This is a genomic window from Oceanicola granulosus HTCC2516 (genome assembly GCF_000153305.1).
In the GTDB taxonomy this organism is placed as follows: domain Bacteria; phylum Pseudomonadota; class Alphaproteobacteria; order Rhodobacterales; family Rhodobacteraceae; genus Oceanicola; species Oceanicola granulosus.
This window is the reverse complement of sequence record NZ_CH724107.1, coordinates 1120607-1136742: the sequence shown is the minus strand read 5'-3', so window position 1 is coordinate 1136742 and position 16136 is coordinate 1120607. Positions and strand designations below refer to the sequence as shown.

The window sequence follows — 16136 nt, the reverse complement described above, 5'->3', positions numbered from 1 at the left end:
ATGGCCGGGCAGGGCGTTCTACTGCCCCCGGCATTGCAGGGACGGCGGAGGAGGCCCGCGCCGCCCCGCCATCGCGAGATATCATCAGGGGGGAGCCGATGAGCACCGAGGTCAAACAGTATCCCGTCACCGAGGACGCGGCCGCCCGCGCGCATGTCGATGCCGAGCGCTACGCGCGCATGTACGCGGCCTCCATCGACGATCCGGAGGCGTTCTGGCGCGAGCAGGGCCAGCGGGTCGACTGGATCAAGCCCTACAGCCGGGTGAAGGACACCACGTTCGGGCCGGGCGAGGTGTCGATCAAGTGGTTCGAGGACGGCACCCTCAACGTCTCCGCCAACTGCATCGACCGCCATCTCGCCACGCGGGGCGAGCAGACCGCGATCATCTGGGAGCCCGACGAGCCGGGAGAGGACGCGCTCCACATCACCTACCGCGAGCTCCACGCCGCCACCTGCCGGATGGCCAACATCCTCGCCGACATGGGCGTGGCCAAGGGCGACCGGGTGGTGATCTACATGCCGATGATCCCCGAGGCGGCTTACGCGATGCTGGCCTGCGCGCGGATCGGGGCGATCCACTCGGTGGTGTTCGCCGGCTTCAGCCCCGACGCGCTCGGCGCGCGGGTCTCTGGCTGCGACGCCAAGGTGGTGATCACCGCCGACAGCGCCCCCCGGGGCGGCCGCAAGACGCCGCTCAAGGTCAACACCGACAAGGCGTTCAAGCACTGCAAGGACAGCGTCAAGAGCCTGGTCGTGCGCCGCACGGGCGACGACATCCCCTGGGACGACGCCCGCGACGTGGATTACAACGAGGCGGTGAAGACGGCGTCGGACAGCTTCGAGCCGGTCGAGGTCGGCGCCGAGGACCCGCTGTTCATCCTCTACACCTCCGGCTCCACCGGCCAGCCCAAGGGCGTGGTCCACACCTCGGGCGGCTACCTCGTCTACGCCGCGATGACCCACCGCTTCACCTTCGACTACCACGACGGCGACGTCTACTGGTGCTCGGCGGACGTCGGCTGGGTCACCGGGCACAGCTACATCGTCTACGGGCCGCTCGCCAACGGCGCGACCACGCTGATGTTCGAGGGCGTACCGACCTACCCCGACGCCGGCCGGTTCTGGGAGGTCTGCGCCAAGCATTCCGTGACCCAGTTCTACACCGCCCCCACCGCGATCCGCGCGCTGATGGGGCAGGGCGACCAGTGGGTGGAAAAGCACGACCTCTCCAGCCTGCGCCTGCTCGGCACGGTCGGCGAGCCGATCAATCCCGAGGCCTGGAACTGGTACCACCGCGTGGTCGGCGGCGGCCGCTGCCCGATCGTCGACACCTGGTGGCAGACCGAGACCGGCGGCCACCTGATCACCCCGCTGCCGGGCGCCACCACGCTCAAGCCGGGCTCGGCGACCAAGCCGTTCTTCGGGGTGCAGCCGGTGGTGCTCGAGCCGCAGACCGGCGAGGAGATCACCACCGCCGAGGCCGAGGGCGTGCTCTGCATCAAGGACAGCTGGCCCGGCCAGATGCGCACGGTCTGGGGCGATCACGAGCGCTTCGTGAAGACCTACTTCTCCGACTACGCCGGCTACTACTTCTCCGGCGACGGCTGCCGTCGCGACGCCGACGGCGACTACTGGATCACCGGCCGCGTCGACGACGTGCTCAACGTCTCCGGCCACCGCATGGGCACCGCCGAGGTCGAATCCGCGCTGGTGGCGCACGAGAAGGTCGCCGAGGCGGCCGTCGTGGGCTACCCGCACGACATCAAGGGGCAGGGGATCTACTGCTATGTGACGCTGATGAACGGCGTCGAGCCGAGCGAGGAGCTGCGCCAGGAGCTGCGCCAGTTCGTGCGCACCGAGATCGGCCCGATCGCCTCGCCCGACCTGATCCAGTGGGCGCCGGGCCTGCCCAAGACCCGCTCGGGCAAGATCATGCGCCGCATCCTGCGCAAGATCGCCGAGGACGATTTCGGCGCGCTGGGCGACACCTCGACGCTGGCCGACCCCTCGGTGGTGGACGACCTGATCGAGAACCGGATGAACCGGAAGGACTGAGGGGCGGCGCGAACGATTTCTTAATTCCTCCCGGCTAGGACTGCGCCACGAGCCAGCCGGGAGGAAGGATGAAAAGCGAGACGTTCGAACTGCCGGCCACCGCCGGGCACGAGGCGTGCGTCGCGGTGCACGCCTTCCTCACCGCCGCGCGCGGGCGCCCCGTCCGGCTCAGTGGGGCCGGCGTTCGCACCACCGGCGCGCGCATGGCGCTGATGTTGCTCGCCGCCCGGCGCGCCTGGGCGCTCGACAAGCAGCCGTTCGAGCTCGCCGATCCGTCGCCCCCGCTCCGCGCGGGGCTGGAGCGGCTCGGTCTCGCGGCCGAGCTGTTGGCACAGGAGGCGGCGGCATGAAGCCCCGCGTCCTCGCCATCGACGATTCCCGCACGATCCGGGCGCTGCTCGGCGTCTGCCTCGAGAACGCGGGGTTCGAGGTGACCTCGGCCACCGACGGCGTGCACGGGCTCGATCTCTTCGCCGACAGCGCCGCCGACGTCGTCATCACCGACATCAACATGCCCCGCCTCGACGGCTTCGGCGTGATCGAGGCGATCCGCGGCGGCGAGGTCAACCGCGCCGTCCCGATCCTCGTGCTCACCACCGAATCCGCGCCCGAGCTGAAGGCCCGCGCCCGAGAGGCCGGGGCGACGGGCTGGATCGTCAAGCCGTTCGAGGACGACACCCTCGTCGGCGCCCTGCGCCGCGTGACGGCGATGTGACGGCCATGAACGAGGCGATCCGGCAGACCTACTTCGAGGAGTGCGAGGACTTGCTCGAGTCGCTCGCCGACGGGCTGGCGGCCCTCGCCGCGGGCGCGGCCGATGCCGAGACGGTGCATGCGCTCTTCCGCGCCGTCCACTCCATCAAGGGCGGTGCCGGCGCCTTCAAGCTCGCCGCCGTCGCCGAATTCTCGCACACCTTCGAGACGGTGCTCGACCGCCTCCGCGCCGACGCGCTCGAGCCCAGCGCGCCGCTGGTCGCCCTGCTCCAGCGCGCCGCCGATCACCTCGCCGACCTCGTCGCCGCCGCCCGCGCCGGCGCGCCCGCGCCCGCCCGTCCGGCGCTGCACGACGAGCTCGCCGCCCTGCTCGGCACGCACGCCGACGCGCCACCCGACGAGCTCGCCTTCGAGCCGGTCGCGCTCGATCTCTCGCCCGAGCGCCCCCGCAGCGTCCGCTTCACGCCCACGCCGGCCCTCTTCGCCAACGGCCACGAGCCGCTCCACCTGTTCGACGCGCTCGCCGGCCTCGCCCCGCTCGACATCGAGGCGGACACCAGCGCCCTCGCGCCCCTCGCCGCCGGCTGGGAGGCGCCCGACGTCAGCTGGACCCTCGAGACCACCGCGCCCGAGCCCGCCATCCGCGACGTCTTCGCCTTCACCGAGGGCCTCTGCCGCCTCGACATCGCCGAGCCGCCCGAGCCGGGCCCGCCGCCCCCTGCCGCCGAGGCGCCGCTTCCTCCCGCACCGCCGCCGCCCCGCCCGACATTGCGCGTCGATCTCGACCGGGTGGACCGGATGATGAACGTCGTCGGCGAGCTCATCATCAACCAGGCCGTCCTGTCCCAGCGCATCGACGATCTCGGCCTCTCCGCCGGCGCCTCCCTTTCGGGCGATCTGGAGGATTACCGGGCCCTCGCGCGCGACCTGCAGGAAGGCGTCATGGCGATCCGCGCCCAGCCCGTGAAGCCGCTCTTCAGCCGCATGTCCCGCATAGTCCGCGAGGCCGCCACCGCGACGGGCAAGGATGTCCGCCTCGTCACCGAGGGCGCCGAAACGGAGATCGACAAGACCGTCGTCGACAGCCTCGCCGATCCGCTCACCCACATGATCCGCAACGCCATCGACCACGGCATCGAGCCGCCCGAGCGCCGCGTCGCACTCGGCAAGCCGCCCGCCGGCACCCTGCGCCTCACCGCCGCCCACCGCGCCGGCGCGATCCTGCTCGAGATCGCCGACGACGGCGCCGGCCTCGACCGCCCCCGCATCCGCGCCGCCGCCGAGGCTCGCGGCCTGGTCTCGCCCGAGGCCGACCTCACCGACGCCGAGATCGACAACCTCCTGTTCCTGCCCGGCTTTTCCACCTCCAGCGTCATCTCCAGCCTCTCCGGCCGCGGCGTCGGAATGGACGTCGTCAAGACCGCCATCGCCGCCCTCGGCGGCCGCGTCTCCATCGCCACCCGCCCCGGCGCGGGCACCACCTTTTCCATCACCCTGCCGCTCACCCTCGCCGTGCTCGATGGCATGATCGTCACCATCGCCGGGCAGACGATGGTGGTCCCCATCGCCACCATCAACGAGACCGTCCGCGCCGCCCCGGCCGATCTCCACAAGCTCGGCGCCGACGGTCGCCTCCTGCGCCTGCGCGGCCGCCACGTCCCCGTCGTCGACGCCGCCGCCGCCCTCGGCCTGCCGCCGCCCCGCGCGCCCGCCGAGGAGGTCATGCTCCTGCTCTGCGACAGCGAGGCCCGGGGCCTCTGCGCCCTCGCCGTCGAGCGGATCTGGGAGCAGCGCCAGGTCGTCATCAAGAGCCTCACCGGCACCTGCGGCCACGTCCCCGGCCTGTCCGCGGCGACGATCCTCGGCGACGGCCGCATCGCCTTCATCCTCGATCCCGAAGCCCTCGTCGCCGAAGCCACCCTGCCGGCCACGCCGCCGAAGGAGCCCGCCCATGCCTGATCCCGCCCCCGCCCTGCTCGAAGTCATCTCCTTCCACGTCGCCGGCCAGAGCTTCTGCCTCGACGTCCGGCAGGTGCGCGAGATTCGGAGGTGGTCCCCGGTAACGCTGCTGCCACGCACGCCGGCCTACATGCTCGGTGTCATCAACCTGCGCGGCGCCGTGATCCCCGTCCTCGACCTCGCCGCCCGCCTCGGCCTCGGGGAAACCCGCCCGAGCGAGCGCCACGTCATCATCGTCGCCACCCTCGGCGCCCAGGCCGCGGGCCTCCGACGCCGTCGACGCCATCCAGAGCATCCCTGACGCAGCCCTCCAGGACGCCCCCGATCTCTGGCGCGACGACACCGCGCGCTGCATCTGCGCGATGATCGCCACCGACGAGGGCATGATCCGCCAGCTCGACCTCGCGCAGGTCCTGCCGACCGCGCTCGAGGAGCCTGCATGAGCCTCCTCACGCCCGCACATCACCTGTCGGACCGCCAGTTCGACGCCATCGCCGCGCTGGTGCGCCGTCAGTTCGGCCTCGACCTCAGCGACCGCAAGCGCGCCCTCGTCCACGCCCGCCTGAGCCGGCGTCTGCGCGCGCTCCGACTGCCCGGGTTCGGCGCCTATCTCGAGTTGCTCCAGGGCCCGCACGGCGCCGATGAACAAGCCGAGCTCGTCTCCGCGCTAACCACGAACGTCACCCGCTTCTTCCGCGAGCGGCACCATTTCGACCTCTTCCGCGAGCAGGTCCTCCCCGCCGCCCTCGCCCGCGCCCGCGCCGGCGGGCGGGCGCGTGTCTGGTCGGCCGGTTGCGCCACGGGGCAGGAGGCCTACTCCCTCGCATTCACCCTCCTCGCGGCCTGCCCGGAGGCCGAGCGGTACGATATCCGCATCCTCGCGACCGACATCGATCAACGCGCTCTGGATCGCGCCGAAGCCGGCATCTACGCGTCACACGAATTCGCAGCCGTTCCGGACACCATTTCCAGCACCACCGCCCTCACCGACGGCACCGGCCGGATCGCGCCGTCGGCGCGCGCCCTCGTCCGCTTCCGGCCGCTCAACCTCGTCGCGCCGTGGCCGCTCTGCCGCCCGTTCGAGGCGATCTTCTGCCGCAACGTCGCGATCTACTTCGACCGACCGGCGCAACAGGCCCTCTGGCAACGTTTCGCCGCGCTCACCTCCCCGGGAGGCTGGCTCTTCATCGGCCATTCCGAACGCCTCTCCGGCCCGGCGGCCGCCGCCTACGCCCGCGCCGGCGCCACCGCTTACCGCCGCACCACGGGGGAGGCCGCGTCTTGAGCCTGAGAGACAACTTGCGCGTGATGGTCGTCGACGACATGTCGACCAGCCGCGGCCTCATCACCCAGGCGCTCGAGGAGATCGGCATCTGGAACGTGCGCGCCGAGAGCGACGCCCGCGCCGCGCTGTCGCGCCTCGCCGCGGACCCGGTCCACCTGGTCCTGTCGGACCTGAACATGCCGCACCTCGACGGCCTCGGCCTGCTCGCCGCGCTCCGCCAGACCCGGGCGACGAGCCGCATCGGATTCATCCTGATCACCGGGAGCCCGAACCGGGAGCTGATCGAGAAGGCGCAAAAACTGGGCCTGAACAACATGATACGCAAACCCTTCACCACGATCTCGCTTCGCGGCTGCATCGAACGCGTGGTGGGGCGGCTATAGAGCCCGTGCACGCAGCGGCGCGCCGCGCGGCGCACGAGCTCGGGCGTCTCGAAGACGATCTCGCCGCCTTCGAGGAACGCCTTCTCGACGGAACGGCGAGCTCGGCCGACCTGCAGGCGCTCGACAGGATGATGCAGGCGCTGGCCGACCTGCGCGTCTTTCTGGAAGCCATCGCGGCAGCGAAAGACGGCGCGGCGGCGCTCGCCGGCGTCGCGCTCGCCGACGTGCGCGCGCGGCTGGCAGGCGAGGAGGCAGGCGGGATCGGGCGAAAGGGGGTGGAAATCTTCGGGAGGTAAGCAATTGGCAAGGTCTTCGCCCTAGGCTGGACGAACACCGCCTGCAGGAAGTTGCCCGTGTGCCTGATCCTTTTACAATCTCCCTACGGCCGCTACCCGTGGCTGAAGCGCCTGCTCGATGCCGCGGACGGGGTAACGGTCGTCGCTGCCGTGTCGGACCTGACGGAGCTTCACACGGCGGTCGGAGACCTATCGGCCGACGCCGTCCTGCTGCCGGCCGAGGTGAGCGAGGCCGTGGAGTTCAGGCTCCTGTGCGGCCTCTTCGCCGCGCTGCACGTGGGATGCATCCGGCTCGGTGAGCGGCCCGGCATGCCGGGCGCGCCCGATCTTCCGCACGTCAGGCCAGTCGACGACGCCGACACCCTGATCCCCCAGTTGCGCCTGGCCGCCGCGCGGCTCGTCCCGCGCCGCGCCGGCGGCAGTTTGATCGGTCGGAAGGGCAGGCCAGAGCCCCCGGCCGTGCAAGCCCGCACGGTGCGCGCATGAGCCTGCCGGCGGAATACGGCGAGGCGGCGCGCTGCATCACGGTCATGCAGGGGGGCATCGCGATCTCGCGCCAGGCGGAGGTGGTGCTGACGACGGTGCTCGGCTCCTGCGTCGCCGTCTGCCTGCACGATCGCAAGGCCGGCATCGGCGGCATGAACCACATCGTGCTGCCCGAACGCTCCCGGCCGGGGAGCGACCGTTGGGGCATGTACCTGATCGAGCTGCTGATCAACGAGCTGCTCAAGGCCGGCGCGCGCAAGGAGCGTTTGGCGGCGAAGGTCTTCGGCGGGGCGCACATGTCGGAGAAGCTGCCGCAGATCGGGCACAAGAACGTCGACCTCGCCCGCGGCTACCTGCGGACGGAGGCGATCCCCGTCCTCGCCACGAGCACCGGCGGGCGGCTGGCGAGGCGGGTCCGGTTCTGGCCCCATACCGGCGAGGCGCGGCAGCTCCTCGTGCCCGGCATGGCGGCCCCGGCCACCACTGAAAACTTGCCGCCGAAGGCCGGCCTCACCCTCTTCGGCGCGGTGGGCGCATGAGGTCAGGTGATGACATCGGGCGCGTCGCGGCCGCTACGGGCCCGCACGCCGGAGATGGCTTCGGCGGCGGCGATGATCGGGGCCAGCGCCTCCTGCGCGCCCATCTGCAGCCGGTCGGAATCGGTCTCCAGCCGCTCGAGGTAGACCCGGATCGTCGCCCCCTCGGTCCCCGTCCCGGAGAGGCGGAACACGGCGCGCCCGCCACCCTCGAAGAAGATCCGCAGCCCCTGCTGGCGCGCGACGGACTCGTCGACGGGATCGGTATAGGAGAACTCGTCGGCCGCATCGACGGTGAGGCCGCCGACCTCGCGGCCCGGCAGGTCGGGCAGGGCGGCGCGCAAATCGTCCATGATGCCGGCCGCGACATCGGCTTCGACCGCCTCGTAATCGTGGCGGGAGTAATAGTTGCGCCCGTACTCCGCCCAGTGCTCGGCCATCAATTGCGAAACGGGCTGGCGCTTCTCGGCGAGGATGTTGAGCCAGAGCAGCACCGCCCACAGCCCGTCCTTCTCGCGCACGTGGTCGGAGCCGGTGCCGGCGCTTTCCTCGCCGCAGATCGTCGCCCGCCCGGCGTCGAGGAGGTTGCCGAAGAACTTCCACCCTGTCGGCGTCTCGTAGCAGTCGATGCCGAGCGCCTCGGCGACCCGGTCGGCCGCCCCGGAGGTCGGCATCGAGCGCGCGACACCCTTGAGCCCCTCGCGGTAGGCCGGCGCGAGGGTGGCGTTGGCGACGAGGACGGCGAGGCTGTCGGATGGCGTCACGTAGGCGCCCTTGCCGACGATCATGTTGCGATCGCCGTCGCCGTCGGAGGCCGCGCCGAAATCGGGCGCCTCGGGGGAGGTCATCGTCGCCATCAGCTCGTGTGCCCAGATCGGGTTCGGGTCGGGGTGGCCGCCGCCGAAGTCGGGCGACGGCACGGCATTGACGACGGAGCCCTCGGCCGCGCCGAGCCGGTCCTCGAGGATCGCCTTGGCGTAGGGCCCGGTGACGGCGTGCATCGCGTCGAAGCGCAGGGTGAACCCGGAGGAGAGCAGGCCCTTGATCTTGTCGAAGTCGAACAGCTCCTCCATCAGCGCGGCGTAGTCGGCGACGGGGTCGACCACCTCGACCGCCATGTCGCCGAGCGCGCGCTCCCCGACCGTCCCGATGTCGACGTCATGGGCCTCGACGATCCGGTAGCCGTCGATCTCGCGGGTGCGCGCGAAGATGCGGTCGGTGACGCCCTCGGAGGCGGGGCCGCCGTTGGGGCCGTTGTACTTGAGGCCGAAATCCTCGTCCGGCCCGCCCGGGTTGTGGCTGGCCGACAGGATCAGCCCGCCGTCCGTGCCGCGCTTGCGGATCAGGTGCGAGGCCGCGGGGGTGGAGAGGATGCCGCCCTGCCCGACGATCGCGCGCGCTGCGCCGTTGGCCGCCATCATCCGCAGGATCACCTGGATCGCGCGGTCGTTGAAGTAGCGCCCGTCGCCGCCGACGACGAGGGTCTTGCCGGTGATGCCGCCGATCCCGTCGAAGATCGACTGGACGTAATTCTCGAGGAAGTGCGGCTCCATGAAGACCCGCGTCTTCTTGCGCAGCCCGCTGGTCCCCGGCTTCTGGCCCTCGATCGGCTTGGTGTCGACGTGGATGGCCTGCATGAGAAATCTCCCTCTTATTGCGGCCGCAGGATCAGGGCGACCACGGAATTGGCGTGCACCTTCAACGGCTTGGTGACGGCAAAAGGTCCGAGCGACGGATCGGCGGTGTCCAGTTCGCGGATCCAGGTCCACCCTTCCTTCGGCGGCGGCAGGGTGACGGTCAGGGCCCCGCCGACATTGAAGATCGCCATGATGGCGTAGCTGACGTTGGCATAGGCCGGCGTGCCCGAGGCGGTGCGCAGCTCGGCGATCAGGTGCCGCCGGTCGGGGTCGGTCCAGTCGGCGTCGGTCATCTCCGAGCCGTCGCGGTTGCGCCAGAACAGGTCCGGCACGCCGTCGAAGAGGCGCTCGCGCGCGTGCAGGAAGCGCTTCTGGCGCAGCGTCGGGTGGGTGCGGCGGAAGTGGATGATCTGCCGGGCGAAATCGAGGAACGCCGGGTCGGCCCCGTCCCAGGTCACCCAGCCGATCTCGTTGTCCTGGCAATAGGCGTTGTTGTTGCCGCCCTGCGAGTTGCCGAGCTCGTCTCCCGCCAGCAGCATCGGCGTACCTTGCGACAGCAGCAGCGTCGCCAGCATGTTGCGCCGCCGCCGCGCGCGGGCCTCGAGGATGTCCGGGTCGTCCGTCGGCCCCTCGACGCCGCAATTGTCGGAGGCGTTGTGGTCGTGGCCGTCGGCGTTGTTCTCGCCGTTGGCCTCGTTGTGCTTGTGGTTGTAGCTGACGGTGTCCATCAGCGTGAAGCCGTCGTGGCAGGACAGGAAGTTGACCGACGCCGAGGCGGCGCGGCCGTCGTGGTCGAAGTGCATCGCCGAGCCGGCGACCCGCGCCGAGAGCGCGCGCACCCGGTCGGCGTCGCCGCGCCAGAAGCTGCGCACCTCGTCGCGGTACTTGTCGTTGTGCTCGCACCAGGGGTTGGGGAAGGCGCCGAGCTGGTAGCCGCCGGGGCCGACGTCCCAGGGCTCGCCCGTCAGCTTCACCCGCGACAGCACCGGGTCCTGCGCGATCGCCTGGAAGAACGGCGCGTCGCGGTCGAACCCATGCTCGGTGCGCCCCATCGAGGTGGCGAGGTCGAAGCGGAAGCCGTCGACATGGTACGTCTCGACCCAGTGGCGCAGGGAGTCGAGCACCATGCGCAGCACCATCGGGTGCGCGACGTTGAGCGAGTTGCCGGTGCCGCTGTCGTTGAAATAGTAGCGCGGCGACTCCGCCAGCCGGTAGTAGCTGCGGTTGTCGAGGCCGCGGAAGCTGAGGGTGGGGCCGAGGTGGTTGCCCTCGCCGGTGTGGTTGTAGACCACGTCGAGGATCACCTCGATCCCGGCCGCGTGGAAGCGGCGTACCATCTCCTTGATCTCGCGCAGATCGTCGCCCGAGAGGTAGCGCGGATCGGGGGCGAAGAAGCCGATTGTCTGGTAGCCCCAGTAGTTTACCAGCCCTTTCTCGAGCAGATGCTCGTCGTCGAGGAACGCGTGGATCGGCAGCAGCTGGATCGCGGTGATGCCGAGCTTCGTCAGGTGCTCGAGCATCGGGTCGGAGGCGAGGGCGGCGTAGGTGCCGCGCTGCTCGAGGCCCGGCTTGAGCATCGTCAGGCCCTTGACGTGGGCCTCGTAGATCACCGTCTCCTCCATCGGCGTCTCGAGCGGCCGGTCGCCCTGCCAGTCGAAGCCGTCGTCCTCCTCCACCACCACGCAGCGCGGCATGTGGGCGGCGCTGTCGCGGGTGTCGAAGGTGAGGTCGGCGTGGCGGGCGTCGACGTCGTAGCCGAACAACGAGCCGTCCCAGGTCAGCTTGCCGTGGAGGCGGCGGGCGTAGGGGTCGAGCAGCAGCTTGTGGGCGTTGAAGCGGTGGCCTTCGTCGGGCCGGTAGGGGCCGTGGGCGCGGTAGCCGTAGAGCTGTCCCGGGCGCAGGCCGGGGATGTAGCCGTGCCAGACGTGGCCCGACCGTTCCGGCAGATTGATGTTGAGCGTCTCGCGCCCGTCCTCATCGAACAGGCAGAGCGCGATCCGCTGGGCATGCTGCGAGAAGACGGCGAAGTTGACGCCGTCGCCGTCGAAGGTCGCGCCCATCGGGTAGGGGCGGCCGGCAGCTATGCTGACATTTGTGTTCATGCCTCAGGCTATCAGCCCCTCGTAGAGCGCTGAATAGGCCAGAGCCGAATTCTCCCACCCGACCGGGTGCGACATGGCGTTTTTCTGCAACTTCGCCCACACCTTCGGCTGCTCCCACAGGTCGCAGAGCCGGTCGAGGGCCGTCGCGAGCGATTCGGCGGTGACCGGATGAAACTGCACGCCGGTGGCGACCCCGCGCGCGAGCGCGGCGGGGGAGGCGTTGATGATGGTGTCGGCGAGGCCCCCGGTGAGGGCGACGAGCGGCAGCGTGCCGTAGCGCAGCCCGTAGAGCTGGGTCAGCCCGCAGGGCTCGAAGCGCGAGGGGACGAGGATCGCGTCGCCGCCCGCGATCAGGCGGTGGGCGAGGGCCTCGTCGTAGCCGATCCGCACCGCGACGCCGTCCTGCGCGGCGGCGGCCTGGAAGGCGTTCTCGAGGTGGCCGTCGCCCGAGCCGAGCAAGGCAAGTTGGCCCCCGCGCGCGAGGAGGGCGGGCAGGGCGGCGAGCAGCAGGTCGAGCCCCTTCTGCTCGGTGAGGCGCGAGACGACGACGCAGAGCGGCCCGTCCGCCTCGGGCAGGCCCAGCTCCTCGCGCAGGGCGGCCCGGTTATGCTTCTTGCCGCTCGCGGATTTGTAGCCGCGGATCTCGGGGTCGGTCGCCGGGTTCCAGGTGTCGGTGTCGATGCCGTTGAGGATGCCCGACAGGTCCGCGCGGCGCGCCCGCATCACCCCGTCGAGCGCCATCCCGAACTCGGGCGACATGAGCTCCACCGCGTAAGTGGGCGAAACGGTTGTCAATTTCCGCGCCCAGACCAGCCCGGCCTTGAGCGCGCTGATGCGCCCGAAGAATTCGTAGCCCTCGGGCGAGTAGTCGATCGGATCGAGCCGCAGTTCGGCCATGCGCGCGGCCGGTGCGAGGCCGTGGAAGGCGATGTTGTGCACCGTCATCACCGTCGGCACGCCGCTGCCGCGCAGGTAGTAGGGCGCGAGGCCGGCCTGCCAGTCGTGGCAATGGACGAGGTCGGGCCGCCAGGGGCCGATCCTGCCCTGCGCCAGCTCCGAGGCGATCCAGCAGAGCGCGGCGTAGCGCTCGGGGTTGTCGGACCAGTCGCGCCCGTCGGGGCCGAGGTAGATGCTGCCGTCGCGCGCGAAGAAGTGCGGCGCGTCGAGCACCAGCAGATCAAGCCCCGCGACGGTCGCCGCCATCAGCCGCGCCGGGGTGCCGAGCGCGTCGCCCACGTCGGCGACGACCTCCGGCGCCCCGAGCGCGCCCATGACGGCCGGGTAGCCGGGCAGGAGCGTGCGCATCTTCACCCCGAGCGGCGCCAGCGCGCCGGGCAGGGCGCCGGCGACGTCGGCGAGGCCGCCCGTCTTGACGAGCGGCGCGCATTCGGACGCGACGGAGAGGACCTTCACTGCGCCGCCTTCCACTTCTCGATCATCGGCTGGGTGATCAGCGTCACGCCCTTCTCGGTGACGCGGAAGAACTCCTGGTCCACGAGCGGATCCTCCCCGACGACCAGCCCCTCGGGCACCTCGACGCCGCTGTCGATCACCACCTTGCGCAGCCGCGCCGAGCGGTGAACCACCACGTGGGGCAGCACGACGGCGTGGTCGAGCACCGCGTAGGAGTTGGTGTGGACCTGCGTGAACAGCAGCGAGTTGCGCACCTCCGTCCCCGAGATGATGCAGCCGCCCGAGACCATCGAAGAGATCGCCACCCCGCGCCGGTCGCGCTCGTCGTGGATGAACTTCGCCGGCGGCACGCCCTCGGAATAGGTCCAGATCGGCCACTTGGTGTCCCAGAGGTCGAGGTCGGGGGTGAAGTTGGTGAGGTCGATGTTGGCCTCCCAGAAGGCGTCGACGGTGCCGACGTCCTTCCAGTAGGCCGGCGCGCCGGCATCGCGGACGCAGCTGATGTCGAAGCGGTGGGCGATCGCCTTGCCGTTCTTGACGAGGTCGGGGATCAGGTCGTTGCCGAAATCGTGGCTCGAGTCCGGGTCGTCCGCGTCCTTGAGCAGCAGCTCGCGCAGCAGCTTCCACGAGAACACGTAGATCCCCATCGACGCCAGCGCGACGTCCGGGTCGTCGGGCGTGCCGGGAGGGTCGGCGGGCTTCTCGAGGAAGTCGGTGATCTGCCCGTTGTCGTCGACGGCCATGACGCCGAACGCCGTCGCCTCCATGCGCGGCACCGTGAGGCAGCCGATGGTGACGTCCGCGCCGGTCTCCACGTGCTGGCGCAGCATGATCTCGTAGTCCATCTTGTAGATGTGGTCGCCCGCCAGGATGATGACGTAATCGACATCGTAATCGTCCACGATGTCGAAATTCTGCGTCACCGCGTCGGCCGTGCCGCGATACCACGCCTCGCCGCCCATGCGCTGCGAGGCGGGCAGGATGTCGAGGAACTCGTTGCGCTCGGCGCGGAAGAAGTTCCAGCCGCGCTGGCAGTGGCGGATCAGCGAGTGCGCCTTGTACTGGGTGGCCAGCGCGATCTTGCGGATGCCGCTGTTCATCGCGTTGGAGAGGGCGAAGTCGACGATCCTCGTCTTGCCGCCGAAATAGACGGCCGGTTTGACCCGCCGGTCGGTCAGCTCCTTGAGCCGCGATCCGCGTCCGCCGGCCAGAACGAACGCCATCGATCTCTGCGTCAGCCTCTCCATGCCATCTCCTCCCAATGTCTGTCCTCCGCGTTCGCGTCCCCGCGCCGAGGCGGGCGGGGCCTATCGTTTATCTGCGCAAGAGAGGGGGTGCAGGCGCGGCCGGGGGCGGACAAGTTGCACTTATCGAACCTCCGCCCGCGTCGAGCGGCGTGACATCGTGCTATCGGCCGGTGCGCGCGCCTGGTCCTCCCTGCGTTGACCTTCAGGGGAACACACTAGTGCGCGTCGTCAAAGGATAAAGTCGGCCTCGAGCGACTTCTCCACCACCCGCAGGGCGTTGGGGATGTCGTTGCGCTCGGCGCGCTGGGTGGCGGCGGTGCGGCTGAGGCCGTGGCTCAGCCAGCGCTGGATCAGCCGCGCGCGCAGCTCGGCGACGGGAACGTCGAGGCGCGCGGAGATGTCCCAGAGCGGCGCGAGCGCCAGCCAGGGGCGCTCGTTGAACAGCAGGTAGTTGCCCTCGACGATGACCACCTGGCACGACGGCTCGACCACCACCGCCCCGGCGATGGCGATGTCGCGGGTGCGGTCGAAGATCGGCAGCACCACCTCGTCGCCCTCGCGCAGCCGGCGCATCGCGTTGAGGAAGCCGAGCGAGTCGAACGTCTCGGGCGCGCCCTTGCGCAGCTTCAGCCCGCGCGCTTCCAGAACCGCGTTGTCGAGGTGGAAGCCGTCCATGGGGATCGCGGCGCAGCGCACCTTCTGCAGGCTCAGCCGGCGGTGCAGCTCGGCGGCGAAGGTCGACTTGCCCGACCCCGGCGCCCCCGCCACGGCGACCATCACCCGCTCGCGGCTGGCGCGGGCGGCATGGATCGCGTCGGCCAGCTGGTTGACCTCTTCGGTGACATCGATCACGTCGCTCGACTCCGGACCTGTGATGGGTGCTTCGCTCTTACCCCGACGCGGCCCCGGGTTTCGAGACCCCATCCCCCCGGGGCGCAGCATTTCGCCGCCCACCGGCCAAGTAGCGGGCCGGCCACGGTTTTGCCATCTTGTCCCCAGAGGGTGTGGTGGATTGTGATGCAACCTGGGGTGGATTTACTTGCAGAACGCACCGTTTCCGGGTCATAATGCTGCCTGTCTGGGAGGCATGTCGGCCAGCATGCAGGCAGCGCGGCTGCCAAGGACGCGCACCGCATAATTCTTGCGTGTTGGCGAGGAACGACACCTGCATCTGATGCGTTAGACTAGGGCGCGGCCCTGCTGGCCGGGCGATGGGGGGATCCACACGATGTATTACGAAATGATAGGTTTCATGGCCGAACCGCACGGCGCCAAGTTCGCCGACCCAGAGCTTCCCGACCTCGACCTCTCCCGCGCAGCGTTGTTTCTTGACTTCGACGGCACCCTCGTCGACCTCGCCGACACCCCCTCCGGCGTCGCCGTTCCGTCCGGGATGCCCGACTTGATGCGCCGCCTCGACGCGGCGACCGACGGCCGGCTGGTGATCGTCACCGGGCGCCCGATCTCGGTCGTCAGCCAGTTCCTCGGCGGCTACGAGGGCAATGTCATCGGCTGCCACGGGGCCGAGGAGCGCTACGACGGCGAGACCAATCCGCACCCGCTGGCCGAGAGCGATGTCGTCCACCGGCTCGGCGACATGGTCGAGGCCTTCGCCGCCACCCACGAGGGCCTGATCGCCGAGCGCAAGCCGACGGGCGTGGTGCTGCATTTCCGCCAGGTGCCCGAGCAGGAGCCCGACGCCTACGCCTTCCTCCACGCGCTGGAGACGGCGCACGAGGATTTCGATCTGCACCACTCCAAGATGGCCTACGAGCTGCGCCCGAAGGGGATCAGCAAGGACGCTTCGATCAAGCGCATGATGAAGACCGCGGCCTTCGCGGGCCGCTGCCCCGTCTTCTTCGGCGACGACGTCACCGACGAGCCCGCGCTCGAGTGGGTCGCCGGACAGCAGGACGGCCTCGCCGTCAAGGTCGGCCCCGGCGAGACGGGCGCCAACTACCGCCTGCCGGAGCCGGCGGCGGTGCGTGATCAACTCGAACTCTGGCTAGAGGATTGACGGG

16 protein-coding genes are annotated in these 16136 nt (G+C 70.3%); 11 read left to right on the top strand and 5 right to left on the bottom strand.

Translation table 11 applies throughout. The features are described 5' to 3' along the window. Positions 1-98: 98 nt before the first annotated feature. From acs to OG2516_RS05315, 10 genes are all read left to right on the top strand, one after another. Complete coding sequence (acs, locus tag OG2516_RS05360) at positions 99-2057, top strand: acetate--CoA ligase (protein WP_007254613.1); 1959 nt, start codon at positions 99-101, stop codon at positions 2055-2057. 68 nt (positions 2058-2125) lie between these two features. Continuing rightward, positions 2126-2407 (top strand): hypothetical protein, encoded by a 282-nt coding sequence (locus tag OG2516_RS05355; protein WP_007254612.1) that lies wholly within the window; start codon positions 2126-2128, stop codon positions 2405-2407. Further along, on the top strand, positions 2404-2772 hold the full coding sequence (locus OG2516_RS05350) for a response regulator (protein ID WP_007254611.1): 369 nt from the start codon (positions 2404-2406) through the stop codon (positions 2770-2772). The genes OG2516_RS05355 and OG2516_RS05350 overlap by 4 nt, the downstream gene beginning before the upstream one ends. Before the next feature lie 5 nt (positions 2773-2777). After that, the gene (locus tag OG2516_RS05345) at positions 2778-4730 is read left to right on the top strand and encodes a chemotaxis protein CheA (protein WP_007254610.1); all 1953 of its coding nucleotides are present in this window, start codon (positions 2778-2780) and stop codon (positions 4728-4730) included. Beyond that, complete coding sequence (locus tag OG2516_RS05340) at positions 4723-5031, top strand: chemotaxis protein CheW (RefSeq protein WP_007254609.1); 309 nt, start codon at positions 4723-4725, stop codon at positions 5029-5031. The genes OG2516_RS05345 and OG2516_RS05340 overlap by 8 nt, the downstream gene beginning before the upstream one ends. A 138-nt stretch (positions 5032-5169) precedes the next feature. Then, complete coding sequence (locus OG2516_RS05335; protein ID WP_007254607.1) at positions 5170-6015, top strand: CheR family methyltransferase; 846 nt, start codon at positions 5170-5172, stop codon at positions 6013-6015. Beyond that, positions 6012-6398, top strand: a complete 387-nt coding sequence (locus OG2516_RS05330; RefSeq protein ID WP_040614984.1) for a response regulator — start codon at positions 6012-6014, stop codon at positions 6396-6398. The genes OG2516_RS05335 and OG2516_RS05330 overlap by 4 nt, the downstream gene beginning before the upstream one ends. Before the next feature lie 5 nt (positions 6399-6403). Beyond that, positions 6404-6694 (top strand): hypothetical protein, encoded by a 291-nt coding sequence (locus OG2516_RS05325; RefSeq protein ID WP_007254605.1) that lies wholly within the window; start codon positions 6404-6406, stop codon positions 6692-6694. A gap of 57 nt (positions 6695-6751) precedes the next feature. After that, positions 6752-7180, top strand: a complete 429-nt coding sequence (locus OG2516_RS05320) for a hypothetical protein (protein WP_007254604.1) — start codon at positions 6752-6754, stop codon at positions 7178-7180. Then, the gene (locus OG2516_RS05315; RefSeq protein WP_007254603.1) at positions 7177-7719 is read left to right on the top strand and encodes a chemotaxis protein CheD; all 543 of its coding nucleotides are present in this window, start codon (positions 7177-7179) and stop codon (positions 7717-7719) included. The genes OG2516_RS05320 and OG2516_RS05315 overlap by 4 nt, the downstream gene beginning before the upstream one ends. Before the next feature lie 2 nt (positions 7720-7721). Here the strand turns inward: OG2516_RS05315 and OG2516_RS05310 are convergent, their stop codons facing one another. The 5 genes from OG2516_RS05310 to OG2516_RS05290 all read right to left on the bottom strand — a co-directional run bounded on the left by OG2516_RS05310 (position 7722) and on the right by OG2516_RS05290 (position 14967). Beyond that, a complete protein-coding gene (locus tag OG2516_RS05310; RefSeq protein WP_007254602.1) occupies positions 7722-9353 on the bottom strand; it encodes an alpha-D-glucose phosphate-specific phosphoglucomutase in 1632 nt (543 codons plus the stop codon). Positions 9354-9367: 14 nt separating this feature from the next. Beyond that, positions 9368-11455: a glycogen debranching protein GlgX gene (gene glgX / locus OG2516_RS05305; protein ID WP_040614983.1), complete on the bottom strand. Its 2088-nt coding sequence runs from the start codon at positions 11453-11455 to the stop codon at positions 9368-9370. 3 nt (positions 11456-11458) lie between these two features. Further along, positions 11459-12868 (bottom strand): glycogen synthase GlgA, encoded by a 1410-nt coding sequence (gene glgA, locus OG2516_RS05300; RefSeq protein WP_040614982.1) that lies wholly within the window; start codon positions 12866-12868, stop codon positions 11459-11461. Next, a complete protein-coding gene (gene glgC, locus OG2516_RS05295; RefSeq protein ID WP_007254599.1) occupies positions 12865-14115 on the bottom strand; it encodes a glucose-1-phosphate adenylyltransferase in 1251 nt (416 codons plus the stop codon). Before glgC ends, glgA begins: the two co-directional genes overlap by 4 nt. 228 nt (positions 14116-14343) lie before the next feature. Beyond that, entirely contained in the window at positions 14344-14967 is a 624-nt protein-coding gene (locus tag OG2516_RS05290; RefSeq protein ID WP_007254598.1) for a nucleoside/nucleotide kinase family protein, read from the bottom strand. Positions 14968-15367: 400 nt separating this feature from the next. Here OG2516_RS05290 and otsB point away from each other — a divergent pair, with 400 nt between their 5' ends. Then, a complete protein-coding gene (otsB, locus tag OG2516_RS05285; protein ID WP_007254597.1) occupies positions 15368-16132 on the top strand; it encodes a trehalose-phosphatase in 765 nt (254 codons plus the stop codon). The last annotated feature ends 4 nt before the right edge of the window (positions 16133-16136 follow it).

Coding starts and splice junctions, on each gene's coding strand:
- OG2516_RS05335 (WP_007254607.1), top strand. CDS start 5,170: ATGAGCCTCCTCACGCCCGCACATCACCTGTCGGACCGCCAGTTCGAC.
- OG2516_RS05350 (WP_007254611.1), top strand. CDS start 2,404: ATGAAGCCCCGCGTCCTCGCCATCGACGATTCCCGCACGATCCGGGCG.
- glgC (WP_007254599.1), bottom strand. CDS start 14,115: ATGGAGAGGCTGACGCAGAGATCGATGGCGTTCGTTCTGGCCGGCGGA.
- glgX (WP_040614983.1), bottom strand. CDS start 11,455: ATGAACACAAATGTCAGCATAGCTGCCGGCCGCCCCTACCCGATGGGC.
- OG2516_RS05355 (WP_007254612.1), top strand. CDS start 2,126: ATGAAAAGCGAGACGTTCGAACTGCCGGCCACCGCCGGGCACGAGGCG.
- OG2516_RS05315 (WP_007254603.1), top strand. CDS start 7,177: ATGAGCCTGCCGGCGGAATACGGCGAGGCGGCGCGCTGCATCACGGTC.
- otsB (WP_007254597.1), top strand. CDS start 15,368: ATGGCCGAACCGCACGGCGCCAAGTTCGCCGACCCAGAGCTTCCCGAC.
- OG2516_RS05310 (WP_007254602.1), bottom strand. CDS start 9,353: ATGCAGGCCATCCACGTCGACACCAAGCCGATCGAGGGCCAGAAGCCG.
- OG2516_RS05340 (WP_007254609.1), top strand. CDS start 4,723: ATGCCTGATCCCGCCCCCGCCCTGCTCGAAGTCATCTCCTTCCACGTC.
- acs (WP_007254613.1), top strand. CDS start 99: ATGAGCACCGAGGTCAAACAGTATCCCGTCACCGAGGACGCGGCCGCC.
- OG2516_RS05345 (WP_007254610.1), top strand. CDS start 2,778: ATGAACGAGGCGATCCGGCAGACCTACTTCGAGGAGTGCGAGGACTTG.